Source organism: Sinomicrobium sp. (assembly GCA_029266035.1).
GTDB lineage: Bacteria > Bacteroidota > Bacteroidia > Flavobacteriales > Flavobacteriaceae > Sinomicrobium.
The window spans coordinates 52,927-66,235 of record JAJUFH010000016.1 but is presented as its reverse complement, the minus strand read 5'-3'; the positions used below and the strand labels follow the sequence as shown (position 1 = coordinate 66,235).

The window sequence follows — 13,309 nt, the reverse complement described above, 5'->3', positions numbered from 1 at the left end:
CAACGACCACATGGTTCACTAAAAAATATGAAACCAGAAGAATTTGAAACTTTTCTTTTGGGGCGCGCCCCAAAAGAAAGACCAACAGTAATCATTAATTATTAACCTGAAAAAAGGCAAGCTTATTCAGGCAAGGTCAAAGGTCAAACCATAAACCACAAACCCCAAACCCCAAACTACAAACTAATAAACTAACAAACTAATTCAATGAAAGAGACAGACCGTTACCAAATTAAATTTATAGAAGCTTCCGAAACCCATGCTGTTAGACATCCAGTGCTTCGCGAGGGTTTGCCACTGTCGTCTTGTATATTTGACGGCGATGAAGACCCCAGTAGTTTTCATCTCGGTGTTTATGACAAAGACAGCTTGGCGGGAGTGGTGACTATAGTAGAGCGGAATAACCCTGTATTTGAGGTCGAAGAGCAATTTCAGTTGAGGGGAATGGCCGTGATGCCAGAATATCAAGGTAAAGGGCTGGGATATAGTTTGGTAAAAGCTGTTGAAGAGGAAGTGATACGTAGGGGACGAAATTTTGTGTGGATGAATGCAAGGAAGGTTGCCTTGGGGTTTTATAAAAATATGGGATATGAGATAACAGGGGAGGAGTTTGAGATAGAAACAGCTGGTCCGCACTATGTGATGAGCAAAACCTTGAGGTAATATGGCAGGTGTTTTTTTGAAACCAATATGAAGAGAAGGGATTTTATAAAATCGGTAAGTCTTGCAGCTATGGCAACGGGGAGTTTTCAACTCCTAGCTGCGCCTAGTTCAGACTATTCCTATGACGAACTCATAGGCAAGGGGAGTCCTAAATTGTACGGAGATGGAATACAACTGAGACTTGAAGCGAGTTGCGCTTTTGCATCGATGAGAAAAGCGGCAGCAGCGGATGGAATCGGACTAAAGATCGTATCCGGATATCGCAGTTTTCAAAGACAAAAGGCAATTTGGGAACGTAAATACAAGCTTTATACCGGTAAGGGGATGCTACCCGAAAAGGCTATAGAACGTATTATCGAGTATTCAACCGTGCCGGGAACTTCGCGCCATCACTGGGCTACAGATATAGATGTTATAGATGATAGGGTTTCTTTTTCGGGAGGAGACCTTCTGGTTACAACACATTACGAACAGGGTGGTGTTTTTGAAAACCTAAAAAAATGGATGGATGAAAACGCCTCTAACTACGATTTTTATAGAGTATATACCGATAGAGAAGGGCGTAAGGGATTTTATTACGAACCCTGGCATTACAGTTATGCACCGCTGTCTATATCTATGCTCAGGGCATATCGAAAACTGGATGTAAAGAAGATAATCACCAGAGAAAACGTGGCCGGAGCCGATAGTTTTACAGACAGTTTTATAGAGCGATATACCCGTGAGAACATACTGGATATAAATCCGATTCTTTTGCCTTGAGTACAGTAGTACAGAGAATACAAAACCCCACCTGACGGCGGGGTTTTTAGCTAATCAAATATATGTAAAGCATGAGATTATTAGTCTCATTTCTTCAAGGCTTCCTGCAATACAGCCATGGCTTCTGTGGCGTTGGAAAGCTCTGCGTACTTAAGTGCAGTAAAACCTTTTTCGTTTTTTGCCGTCAGTTTAGCACCGTTGGCAATCAGTACCTTTATGATCTCTACTTTATTGTAGCGGGCCGCGTACATAAGAGGAGTAAGTCCCTCTGATGTCTCATTTACATTGTGCCCCAATTCGATGAGTTTTTTTACGGTGACCAAATCCCCTTTGGAGATAGCTAAGCAAAACGGACTCACCTTGTGTACAGTGTTTAAAGTTGTTATAGGCCGGTCGTTGTGCATTTTGCTGTTTGCAGCATTGGCTGATTGTGATAGAGAAAATGCAAGCGCTAAAACAGTGAGGATTGAAATTGTATTTTTCATGATGTATTGATTTTGATGGATTAAAAAATTGATAATTGTTTTATAAAAGCGCTTTATCTTAAAGACGATAAGTTGTAGGGAATGTTACAGCAAATTTTTTTTATAACAAAAAATTAACATTTTTAAGACTAAAGAGCGGATAGGATATGAAGGGTGTGTTTTTGTGTTAAACCTTGTATAGGGTTAAGAAATATGCCATTATAATTCCGTTTCTCTATCTGCTTATACGTTAGTATTCGTACTTTTGTATAAGGTTTGGAAAAACCTTGTCAAAACACTTCAAAATTTCACATATAGATATTCGAGATATGAATAAGAAAGTTTTACTGATGATACTGGATGGCTGGGGCAAGTCGCCCAATCCGGAAATATCGGCTATAGATCATGCCAATACTCCTTTTATAGATTCCTTGTACAAGAAATACCCCAATGCCGAATTGCGTACTGATGGGATGAATGTAGGTCTTCCCGAAGGGCAGATGGGAAATAGTGAGGTAGGACATATGAACCTCGGAGCCGGTAGAATTGTATATCAGGATCTCGCCAAGATAAATATGGCCGTAGAAAAAGGAACCCTTGCAGACGAGCCAGTGTTAAAAGAAGCTTTTGTACACGCAAAAGAAAGTGGAAAAAACCTTCACTTTCTCGGACTTTTAAGCGATGGTGGAGTACACTCGCATATCAATCACCTCAAAGGCTTACTGGATGCCTCCGACAGTTATGGATTGGAACAGGTGTACGTTCACGCCTTTACCGATGGGCGAGATGTGGATCCAAAAAGTGGAAAAGATTATGTTGCCGATATATCTGAGTATTGTGGCAAAAGACACGCTACTCTGGCTTCGATAACAGGGAGGTATTACGCGATGGACAGAGATAAGCGCTGGGAGAGGGTTAAGCTCGCCTACGACGCTTTAGTGAATGCTGAGGGATATTTGACTTCTGATTTGGTCAAGGCCGTTCAAGAAAGTTATGACGAGGGGATTACCGATGAGTTTATAAAACCCATTATAGCCGATAATGGCAAAGGACAGCCAACAGCAGTTATTCAGCCGGGGGATGTGGTGATTTTCTTTAACTTCAGAACAGATAGGGGAAGGCAGCTTACTCAGGCTTTGAGTCAACAGGATTTTCACGAGCAGAATATGCACAAGCTGGATCTCTATTATGTGACCATGACCAATTACGACGAAACCTTTGAAAATGTTCGTGTGATATACGACAAGGAGAATATCAGAAAAACACTTGGAGAGGTATTGTCGCAAGCCGGCAAAAAACAGATTCGTATTGCGGAGACGGAGAAGTATCCCCATGTTACCTTTTTCTTTAACGGAGGACGAGAGGAACCTTTTCCGGGAGAAAAGCGAATTTTGTGTCCCTCTCCAAAGGTAGCGACCTACGATTTACAACCTGAAATGAGTGCCTTTGATATACGCGATGCCATTATTCCTGAACTGAAAAAGGGTGAAGCAGACTTTGTGTGCCTCAATTTTGCCAATCCCGATATGGTAGGCCATACCGGAGTATTGGAAGCAGCCGTTAAAGCTTGTGAAACCGTAGATCAATGTGCCAGAGAGGTAGTAGGTACGGCTCTTGAAAATGGATATGCGTCGATTATTATTGCAGATCACGGTAATTGTGATACTATGATAAACCCCGATGGCAGTCCGAATACAGCGCATACCACCAATCCTGTTCCAATCATAGTGGTAGACGACGAGGTGACTCACGTAGACAGTGGTATTTTAGGCGATATAGCTCCTACTGTCCTAAAACTAATTGACGTAGCCCAACCGGAAGAAATGTCGAGACATTCTTTGGTGTAGCGGTCGATTTACCCGATGTCGACTGCCAATAGTAAAGTTTGTTTCCCGAAATAATTGATGGTTAAAATCTTGTAGTGCGGTTGTAAACTTCCGTATATTTGTACTAATTATTCTATAAACCTATGTTTTTATTTATCAGCGGACCGGAAATACTCTTTATCCTTTTTGTCGTAGTGATGGTTTTTGGCGCCGATAAGATTCCAGAAATTGCAAGAGGATTGGGCAAGGGAATGCAACAGCTTCGAAATGCCACCAACGACATAAAATCTGAGATACAAAAAAGCGCAGAGAAACAGGGTATAGACACTAGTTTTACCGACGATATCAATAACGAGATCAACAAGGTCAAAGAGGATATAGACGATCTTACTGGATCGATCAAAAGACAACGTTAACGAGCAACGTTATGACTTGTATAGGATGGAGAATTGTTGAGAGTTTGTAAGTCCTTTCGGGATTTTTGAGCGAGACGGTATTAGTCGACTATGCGACTTACCGTGAGACCATCTCTAATAGGAAGTAGTACAGTCTCGACCCGAGGGTCTTCCCTGAGTTTTTTATTGTACTCCACTAGGGCTAGAGTGCTTTTGTCATTGTCTTTAATTTCTTCCAGTACTTTTCCGCTCCACAGTACATTGTCTGAAAGGATGAGTCCGCCCTTTTTCATTTTGGGTACAATGAGATCAAAATAGCTGACGTAATTGGGTTTGTCTGCATCGATGAAGACTAAATCAATACCGTTTTCCAGTTTTGGAATGATTTCCAGGGCATCGCCGGTATGCTGCACTATACTGTCTCCAAAACCGCTGAGGGTGAAATACTTTTGTTGTATATCACAAAGCTCTTCATTGATGTCTATAGTGTGAAGCATTCCTCCCTTTTGTAAGCCTTCGGCAAGGCAGAGTGCTGAATAACCTGTGTAGGTGCCAATTTCGAGTATGTACTTCGGAGCGATGAGTTTAGAGAGTACACTCAATAGTCGCCCCTGAAAATGTCCGCTCAGCATACGAGGACGCAGTACTTTCTGATGGGTTTCCCGGTCGAGTTGCCGCAGGAGTTCCGGTTCCTTTTCGGTGTGATCCTCTACATAGCGTTCCAAGTCTTCTGAGATAAAGTGCATATTAAGAAGTTTTGTTGCAAATATACAGCAAAGAACCCTTCTTTTCTTCTTTACCTACTGAGACCATATCTGTCAACCCTCTGTGATAAGCGTTGTGCGACACGCTATTATTTGGAAGAAATCCGTACTTTTACCAAAACAATAGAGAATGCACTTCCAGAATACAAGGGCGTATGCTGTAGAAGCAGATGCTCAAGATCCGTTAAAAAAGTATAAAGAAGAGTTTATTTTTCCTCTCGTAAACGGAAAGCAGGTAATTTATTTTACCGGTAATTCGCTTGGCTTGCAGCCTAAAAGAACCCGAAAATTTATAGATGAGGTGATGAACGACTGGGCCGAAATGGCCGTTGAGGGTCATTTTTATGCCCAAAAACCTTGGTGGGATTATCAGGAGCGGTTTGCCGATCCGTTGAGCCGAATAGTAGGGGCAAAACCTGTAGAGGTGACGGTGATGAATACACTTACCGTCAACCTACACCTACTCATGGTTTCCTTTTATCGTCCGACCGAGAAGCGGTTTAAAATACTTTGCGAAGCCAAGGCCTTTCCAAGCGATCAGTATATGTTGCAGAGTCAGGTAAAGTTTCACGGTTACGATCCGGCCGACGCCATTGTAGAGATAGCTCCGAGAGCCGGAGAGCACAACATACGCACCGAAGATGTACTTGCAAAGATAGAAGAAACAGGAGACGAGCTGGCATTGCTGCTTATGGGCGGGGTTAATTATTATACCGGACAGGTTTTCGATATGAAAAACATTACTCGTGCCGCAAAGCAGGCAGGAGCTATGGTGGGCTGGGATTTGGCACATGCGGCCGGAAATGTAAAATTGAATTTGCACGATTGGAATGTCGATTTTGCCGCTTGGTGCAGTTATAAATATATGAATAGTGGTCCCGGTAACGCTTCCGGAGTTTTTGTGCATGAGAAGCACCATCGAGATAAGAATATTCCGAGATTTGCCGGTTGGTGGGGGCACAATAAGGAGCGCCGTTTTTTGATGGAGTCGCAGTTTGACCCCGTACGTGGGGCAGACGGATGGCAGATAAGCAATTTGCCGGTATTGTCGCTGGCGCCTTATCTCGCCTCGGTAGAAATGTTTGATGAAGTAGGTATGGATGCTTTGATAGCAAAGCGAAATAAGCTCACAGCCTATCTCGAATTTATTCTCCAACAGATAGATGCCGAAATACCCGGAAATACCTTTGAAGTGATAACCCCAGGAAATCAGAAGGAGCGGGGGTGTCAACTTTCTGTATTTTTACACGGACAGGGAAGATCACTGTTCGATTATCTGATGGAAAACGGAGTGGTTACCGATTGGAGAGAACCCAATGTTATCCGACTGGCACCTGTTCCGTTTTACTGTTCTTTTGAAGATATGTATGAATTTGGACAGATTTTGCGCGATGGGATAATGTATTTATCGAAAAGAGAAACGCCGACCAAAAAATAAATCGGTAAGCCTAAGTCTTTGAGCGCTTGTAAAGACAGGCTAGGGTATACCGGATTTAGAACAAGCGAAAAAGCAATGAAATGCAAGAATCAAAAAGAATAGCCGTAGTAGGCAGTGGATTAGTAGGGTCGTTACTGGCTATTTACCTGAGAAATAGAGGACATGAAGTGGATATTTACGACAGAAGACCAGACATACGAACCATAGAGTTTTCGGGTAGGTCGATAAACCTCGCCATGTCCTTGCGGGGTTGGAATGCCCTGAAAGAAGCAGGTGTGGAGAAGGCTGTGGACCAATTGGCCATAAAGATGGATAAAAGGGCGATACATCTGCAGGGAAAACCGGTGTATTTTCAGCCCTATGGAAAGGAGGGAGAAGCTATTTATTCTATTTCACGAGGAGTGTTGAACAAGAAAATGATAGATCTGGCAGAAGAAGCCGGTGCGAGATTTATCTTTGAGTCTAAAGTGTGGGATGTAGACCTTCCTACAGCTACTATTCACACCGGACAGGCAGAAAATGAAGCTCGTGAAGCATTGTCCTACGATATGGTATTTGGGGCTGACGGGGCATTTTCGAGAGTGAGACACAAAATGCAGCGGCAGAGCCGTTTTAACTACTCGCAGGAATTTCTACAGGCCGGATATAAAGAACTCTCTATCCCCGCCCGAGCCGATGGTAGTCACAGACTGGATAAACACTCACTGCACATTTGGCCGCGAGGAGCTTTTATGCTGATCGCCTTGCCCAATTTGGATGGCAGTTTTACCTGTACACTGTTTATGCCTTTTGAAGGCGAAAATTCGTTTGAAAAACTGAATAGCGAAACTGAGGTTCAGCAATTTTTTGAAACCTATTTTCCAGATGTAATTGAGGTGATGCCGGAGCTGTTGAATGATTTTTTTAGAAATCCTACCAGTACCCTAGTAACTATAAAATGTTTTCCGTGGACTTACGGCGATAAGGTGGCCTTAATTGGGGATGCTGCCCATGCTGTAGTGCCATTTTACGGACAGGGGATGAATGCTGGATTTGAGGATATTCGCGTGCTCAACAATCTTATGAATGTACACGGAGACGACTGGGAAACAGTGTTTAAGGCCTATCAAGATGCCCGAAAGCCCAATACCGATGCCATTGCAGAATTGAGCTTTCGCAATTTTATGGAAATGAGTTCTAAGACAGCTGATCCATCCTTTATTTTGCGGAAAAAAATAGAGAGCCGCTTTGCCGAGAAGTATCCTGACAAGTGGCTACCCCTGTACAGCAGGGTTACTTTTTCTGAAAGACCCTATGCCGAAGCCCTTGCCGAGGGCGACCGACAGAGAGCCATTATGGATGAGGTGATGAAAATAGAAGATATAGAAAGCCGTTGGGACAGCGAAGCAGTAGAGCAGTACATTCTACAGCTTCTTCAAACTACTTCCGGACATAAGACAGCGGTGATAAAAAGTAATATACCTACGGAGAGCTAGTGTTTGTTTACTGTTATTTTTGTATTTTTAACATAGTATTTAGAAATAAAATTATGAGAAAAATAGGCTTGACATTAGGAGTATTGCTGTTTGCAGCTTCTTGCAAGACGAATCCGTTTACGGGGAAAAGCACGCTTAATTTTACGCCAAACAGCTCGCTGTTTCCTACGGCTTTTCAGCAATACGACACTTTTCTGCAAGAGAATCAAGTTATTGCAGGCACTGCTAATGCCGAAATGGTGAAAAAGGTAGGGCAACGCATCGCTCGCGCTGCAGAACGATGGCTCAATGCAAACGGTTATGAGGGATATCTCAAAGATTACCAGTGGGAGTACAATCTGGTACAGGACGATCAGGTCAACGCCTGGTGTATGCCCGGAGGGAAGATTGTAGTGTATACCGGACTATTACCCGTGGCACAAACCGAAACCGGATTGGCAGTGGTGATGGGCCACGAGGTGGCACACGCTCTGGCAGATCACGGTGCACAGCGTATGAGTGCCGGAACCTTACAACAGATTGGTGCAGTAGGAGTATCGGTGGCTACCGGCGGGCAAAGTGCGATGGTTCAAAATGCCGTTGCTCAAGCTTATGGTTTGGGAACACAGGTAGGTATGATGCTGCCCTTTAGCAGAAAACACGAAACAGAAGCCGATGCCATAGGAATCCAAATAATGGCCATTGCCGGTTACGACCCCGGAGAGGCTCCTAAGTTGTGGCAGCGGATGAAAGCCAAATCGGGCGGACAGGCACCACCTGAATTACTGAGTACCCACCCCTCCAGCGATAGCCGGATTAAAAACTTGACTCAACTGGTACCTACGGCTAGAGTAGAAGCTAAAAAATTTGGCGTGACGAGTTTTCAGTAGGTGAGTTAATGTGAAAATAACAGTTGAATGGGAATTAATTTTTATCTTCGAGCCGTTTCCCGATAAGACAGGTATGCTGTTTTCGGGAACTCCGTTATAGCAACCATAAAGATGAAGAGAACACTCACTAAAGGGAGTAAAAAACTGCTCGGAGCCTGGGCTTTTTACGACTGGGCCAATTCTGTGTACAGTTTGGTTATCACTTCGGCGGTATTTCCCATATTTTACGGCAGTCTTTTTAGAGAGCAGCATATTGAAAAAATAGATATTTTCGGGGGCAGTATTGCCCGAGCACCTCTTATCAGCTATGTTACCGCTGCTGCTTTTTTGGTGGTCTCTGTGATTTCTCCCTTTCTTTCCGGTATTGCCGATTATACGGGAAACAAAAAGGCATTTCTGAAATTTTTCTGCTATCTCGGAGCCTTTTCCTGTATCGGTTTGTACTGGTTTTCTTTAGAGCATATTTACGTAGGTCTAAGTTTTTACTTTTTGGCATTGATAGGGTTTTGGGCCAGTTTGGTGTTCTACAATTCCTATCTGCCCGATATTGCTTTTCCGGAACAGCAGGATGCGATTAGTGCCCGCGGGTATGCTATGGGATATCTCGGTAGTGTTTTGTTGTTATTGTTGTGTTTGGCAATGATAATGAAACACGAATGGTTCGGATTTGATTCCGCTGCTGCTCCTACGCGTTGGTCGTTTATACTCACGGGAATTTGGTGGATGGGTTTTAGTCAGTATTCTTTTTACTATCTTCCAAAAGGCAATAATGCTAATAGAAAACTCACAAAAGCTGTTGTTTTTAGCGGCTTTGGCGAACTGAAACAGGTGTGGCGACATCTCGAAGATTCTCCCCGACTAAAGCGATACCTCTCGGCATTTTTTGTATACAGTATGGCGGTGCAGACCGTGATGCTGGCCGCGACCTATTTTGGCGAAGAAGAACTGGATTGGGGAGGAGATGATGAGAGAACAATAGGACTTATTGTAAGTATCCTTCTTATTCAGATAGTAGCCGCTGCAGGAGCTTGGATCACGTCTAAAGTAACCCTTAAACTGGGAAATATAAAGACGCTAACTATTGTAAATATACTGTGGAGTCTGATTTGTATCTATGCTTATTTTGTGGTTTCTCCTACCCAGTTCTATGTGGCCGCATCGGCTGTGGGATTAGTTATGGGAGGTATACAGAGCCTGTCGCGGTCTACCTATTCTAAGTTTCTTCCGGAAACTACAGATACGGCTTCCTTTTTTAGTTTTTATGATGTAGCCGAAAAAATAGGAATCGTTATAGGGATGTTTCTCTATGGTTTTATCGCCCAGCTTACGGGCAGTATGCGAAACTCAGTACTCTTTCTCGGCTTGCTGTTTATAGCCGGAATTGTACTGCTAATTCGGGTGAATAAGGTGAAAGAAAATTATAATTGATTAAAAAATAGAAAGGATAAAAAATGAAAAAAGGGTTTTTAATAGATATGGATGGTGTGATCTACAGTGGAGATACTATGATAGAAGGAGCTGATGCCTTTATCGAGGCCTTGCAGAAAGAACAGATCCCTTTTGTGTTTATGACCAACAACAGTCAGCGATCGCCCTTAGATACCGTAAATAAATTGGCTAAGATGGGGATCAAAATCAAAGAGGAAAATGTATATACCAGCGCTATGGCAACGGCCTGGTTTTTGTCTTTTATGAAACCCAACGGCACGGCTTATGTACTGGGTGAGGGCGGATTGATAACCAGTCTGCACCAGCAGGGATATGTGATGGTAAATCAGAACCCCGATTACGTGGTAGTAGGAGAGGGGCGCAACTTTACCCTCGAAATGGTAAACAATGCCGTAGATATGATTCTTTCCGGTGCAAAATTAATTGCGACCAATCTCGATCCCTCACCTAAAAAAGAAGGCTGGAACAACCTCGGGATAAAAGCAATCGTAGCTATGATAGAGGAAGCTACAGGGAAAAAAGCATTTTCTGTAGGTAAGCCCAGCCCTGTGATGATGAGGGCTGCGAGAAAAACACTCGGACTAACCGCAGAGGAAACCATCGTTATAGGAGATACGATGGACACTGATATTCTCGGAGGAATACAATTGGGATATCATACCGTACTCACACTTTCCGGAGTTTCCAAAAAAGCAGATTTGATGCACTATGCCTTTCAGCCCAATATGATTATCAATTCTGTAAAGGATCTCAATCTGGAAGAACTGAAGGATATCTGAGAGTTTTTTCCAGGTTCTTCCATCTCCTGTTGCTACTTTATGTGTTCCTATATGGTCAAAAGATAATTAGTGCTTCTTCCTCCTGCTTCATCTTTAACTAAGATGCCTTTTGCTATCAAATCCCGTATATCTCTGATGGCGGTATCTTGAGAGCATTTTGCTATTTTGGCCCATTTGGAAGAGGTGAGTTTACCCTCAAAACCATCCAAAAGTTTATTTAGCATTAGGCGTTGCCTGTCATTAAAGGTTTGTGATACCGGCATTGTCCAGAGTTTTGTTTTACGCATAACAGAAGCCAGTATAACATCTGAAGCGTCAATAGCACGTTTTAAACATTCCAAAAACCAGTTAAGCCATGCTGTAATATCCAAATCTCCGGACTGTGTTTTTTCTAAAATGTTATAGTATTGTTTGCGTTCTTGTCTTATCTGATTAGACATACTATAAAAACGCTGTGGACTACTATCTGCTCTGGATAATTGTAAATCGGTTATTGCTCTTGATATGCGTCCATTACCATCTTCAAATGGGTGTATGGTTACAAACCAAAGGTGGGCTATGCCTGCTTTAATTATTGGATCAGAATCAAAGTTGTTATTGAACCAATCTAAAAAAAGGTGTATTTCTTTTGGTATCTGATCAGAATCCGGAGCTTGAAAGTGAACTCTTTCCCTACCCATTCCGCCGGACACTACCTGCATAGGGTCATCTTTGGTGTTTTTACGCCAACCTCCAACTGCGATACGGTACATACCGCTACGTTCAGTTGGAAATAGTGAGGCATGCCAACCAAATAGACGTTCATCGTCTAAAGGCTTGTCGTAATGTTGGGTAGCGTCCAACATCATCTCCACCACACCGTCCACATTTCTGTCGGAAGGTATTAATCCGGCAACATCCATTCCTAACCTGCGGGCAATAGAGGAACGTACCTGATCAGGGTCTAGAATTTCACCTTCAATTTCACTGGATTTGACAACATCATTAGTCAGCGTTTGCAAAACAGCCTCGGACTGTAAGTCAAAGCCCAACGAATCCATTTTCCCTAAGAGTTTTCCTTGTCTAAAACGTACATCGGTCAGTATTGGGATTAACTTTTCTGAATCCCAAGTAAATGTTGGCCAGTGATGTAGCTGATGGATATACATTCTCCGCATGATTTGCGGTAAATATACATTGTAATCTCCGCAAGCACAAATTATTCTCCGTAAAATTTGCGGAGAATATTTGGTTTAATCTCCGCATCCTTTGGAGGGAACATTTATAATGAGTTGCGAATAATAACCCTGGCCGGATCGCGAAGAGTAACAGTGGTGTGATTGAGAATAGCCTTGGCGGCTTCCCTTCCCATTTTACAAAAATCGGAACTGATCACGGTAATACCGTTTTCAAGTACCTCCTTGATTGCGGTATCGTTATAAGAAATAAGACCGATGTCTTTTCCCAATTGCCAGTTCTTTATCTTCGCAATCTTAATGATATCCACGTCGTCTTTGTCATAGCGATCGAAGGTAATAAAGGCATCTCCTTTTTTTACCATCTTTTCCTCTACTCCGTGGATAACGGTGTGTTCTTTGTCGTATCGGGAGGCAAAGGTTTCGAATCCTTCGATAAGATCGTTGGAGTGCAGCGCTTCGGGGGGAGCTACCAACAGCAGCCGTTTATATTTTTCCAGTTGAGGCAATAATTCCGAGAGTGCGTTCTGGATGTCTGAGCGGTGATCCTGATATATGCTGGTATATTCACCTTCCAGTCCGCTTTCACGGTGGTCTATAATAATTCTTTTTTGTGGCGGTATTTTATTGAGTACAGCCATAGGGCTCTCCCTGAAAAAGGTGACAATGACAAAATGTGTATAGTTGTTCAGATTTTCTTCTATAAGTTTTTCGAATACCTTGAAATTGTGATGGTGAAAGAAGACTTCTACTTCGGCATGATCTCTTATGGTTTCCAGAAAAGAATGATATACCCGGTCTCGGAGAATATTCATTTTATCCAGAATTAGACATACCCTGTAGGGCAGGTGCTGTTTGATTCGTTTGAGATAGTATCCCTTGCGATATTCCGATTCTATAATCCCCTTTTCCGAGAGGTAATTAAGTCCTTTCAATGCGGTTTCCTTACTGATCTTCAGAGTACGGGTGAGCTGGTTGAGAGAGGGCAGGCGATCGTTGATGTCCAATTTTTCTTCCCCGATCAGAGTCATGATATAATCTACCAGTTGCATATACTTGAGGCGGTGAAGATTGACCGTATTATTTGATATGGAATGCGGAACTTCTTTCAAATGAGTAAGATTTACGGATTAGTCAATGATTTGCAAATTTATTGCTTTTGAGTATTCCAAGCAAAAAAATGATCAGACCAAACCAGAATAATTAATAAAATCACAATTTTTAAGACAAAAATTTGGCGATTACAATTT

General features: G+C 42.7%; 13 protein-coding genes. 9 read left to right on the top strand and 4 right to left on the bottom strand.

What is annotated here, in order from left to right:
- The first annotated feature begins 207 nt into the window (after nucleotides 1-207).
- Nucleotides 208-663 (top strand): GNAT family N-acetyltransferase, encoded by a 456-nt coding sequence (locus ACYZZR_RS08975; RefSeq protein ID WP_461533670.1) that lies wholly within the window; start codon nucleotides 208-210, stop codon nucleotides 661-663.
- Nucleotides 664-690: 27 nt separating this feature from the next.
- A complete protein-coding gene (locus ACYZZR_RS08970; protein ID WP_461533669.1) occupies nucleotides 691-1,425 on the top strand; it encodes a M15 family metallopeptidase in 735 nt (244 codons plus the stop codon).
- A gap of 86 nt (nucleotides 1,426-1,511) precedes the next feature.
- On the opposite strand, the gene ACYZZR_RS08965 is transcribed toward ACYZZR_RS08970, so the two are convergent.
- Entirely contained in the window at nucleotides 1,512-1,910 is a 399-nt protein-coding gene (locus ACYZZR_RS08965; protein ID WP_461533668.1) for an ankyrin repeat domain-containing protein, read from the bottom strand.
- A 308-nt stretch (nucleotides 1,911-2,218) separates the two neighbouring features.
- On the opposite strand from ACYZZR_RS08965, the gene gpmI reads away from it, so the two are divergent.
- Nucleotides 2,219-3,736, top strand: a complete 1,518-nt coding sequence (gpmI, locus tag ACYZZR_RS08960; protein WP_461533667.1) for a 2,3-bisphosphoglycerate-independent phosphoglycerate mutase — start codon at nucleotides 2,219-2,221, stop codon at nucleotides 3,734-3,736.
- Nucleotides 3,737-3,858: 122 nt separating this feature from the next.
- On the top strand, nucleotides 3,859-4,131 hold the full coding sequence (locus tag ACYZZR_RS08955) for a Sec-independent protein translocase subunit TatA/TatB (RefSeq protein WP_461533666.1): 273 nt from the start codon (nucleotides 3,859-3,861) through the stop codon (nucleotides 4,129-4,131).
- 80 nt (nucleotides 4,132-4,211) lie between these two features.
- Here ACYZZR_RS08955 and ACYZZR_RS08950 read toward each other — a convergent pair whose 3' ends face one another.
- Nucleotides 4,212-4,856: an O-methyltransferase gene (locus tag ACYZZR_RS08950; protein ID WP_461533665.1), complete on the bottom strand. Its 645-nt coding sequence runs from the start codon at nucleotides 4,854-4,856 to the stop codon at nucleotides 4,212-4,214.
- Nucleotides 4,857-5,004: 148 nt separating this feature from the next.
- Here ACYZZR_RS08950 and kynU point away from each other — a divergent pair, with 148 nt between their 5' ends.
- The 5 genes from kynU to ACYZZR_RS08925 all read left to right on the top strand — a co-directional run bounded on the left by kynU (nucleotide 5,005) and on the right by ACYZZR_RS08925 (nucleotide 10,884).
- Nucleotides 5,005-6,312 (top strand): kynureninase, encoded by a 1,308-nt coding sequence (gene kynU / locus ACYZZR_RS08945; protein ID WP_461533664.1) that lies wholly within the window; start codon nucleotides 5,005-5,007, stop codon nucleotides 6,310-6,312.
- Nucleotides 6,313-6,392: 80 nt separating this feature from the next.
- A complete protein-coding gene (locus ACYZZR_RS08940; protein ID WP_461533663.1) occupies nucleotides 6,393-7,787 on the top strand; it encodes an FAD-dependent oxidoreductase in 1,395 nt (464 codons plus the stop codon).
- Nucleotides 7,788-7,840: 53 nt separating this feature from the next.
- Complete coding sequence (locus ACYZZR_RS08935; RefSeq protein WP_461533662.1) at nucleotides 7,841-8,656, top strand: M48 family metallopeptidase; 816 nt, start codon at nucleotides 7,841-7,843, stop codon at nucleotides 8,654-8,656.
- 111 nt (nucleotides 8,657-8,767) lie between these two features.
- Nucleotides 8,768-10,084, top strand: coding sequence for an MFS transporter (locus ACYZZR_RS08930; protein ID WP_461533661.1), 1,317 nt, complete (start codon nucleotides 8,768-8,770; stop codon nucleotides 10,082-10,084).
- 23 nt (nucleotides 10,085-10,107) lie between these two features.
- Complete coding sequence (locus tag ACYZZR_RS08925) at nucleotides 10,108-10,884, top strand: HAD-IIA family hydrolase (protein ID WP_461533660.1); 777 nt, start codon at nucleotides 10,108-10,110, stop codon at nucleotides 10,882-10,884.
- Nucleotides 10,885-10,931: 47 nt separating this feature from the next.
- Here the strand turns inward: ACYZZR_RS08925 and ACYZZR_RS08920 are convergent, their stop codons facing one another.
- Nucleotides 10,932-12,032 (bottom strand): Fic family protein, encoded by a 1,101-nt coding sequence (locus ACYZZR_RS08920; protein WP_461533659.1) that lies wholly within the window; start codon nucleotides 12,030-12,032, stop codon nucleotides 10,932-10,934.
- Nucleotides 12,033-12,145: 113 nt separating this feature from the next.
- Entirely contained in the window at nucleotides 12,146-13,171 is a 1,026-nt protein-coding gene (locus ACYZZR_RS08915) for a substrate-binding domain-containing protein (RefSeq protein ID WP_461533658.1), read from the bottom strand.
- Between the last annotated feature and the right edge of the window lie 138 nt (nucleotides 13,172-13,309).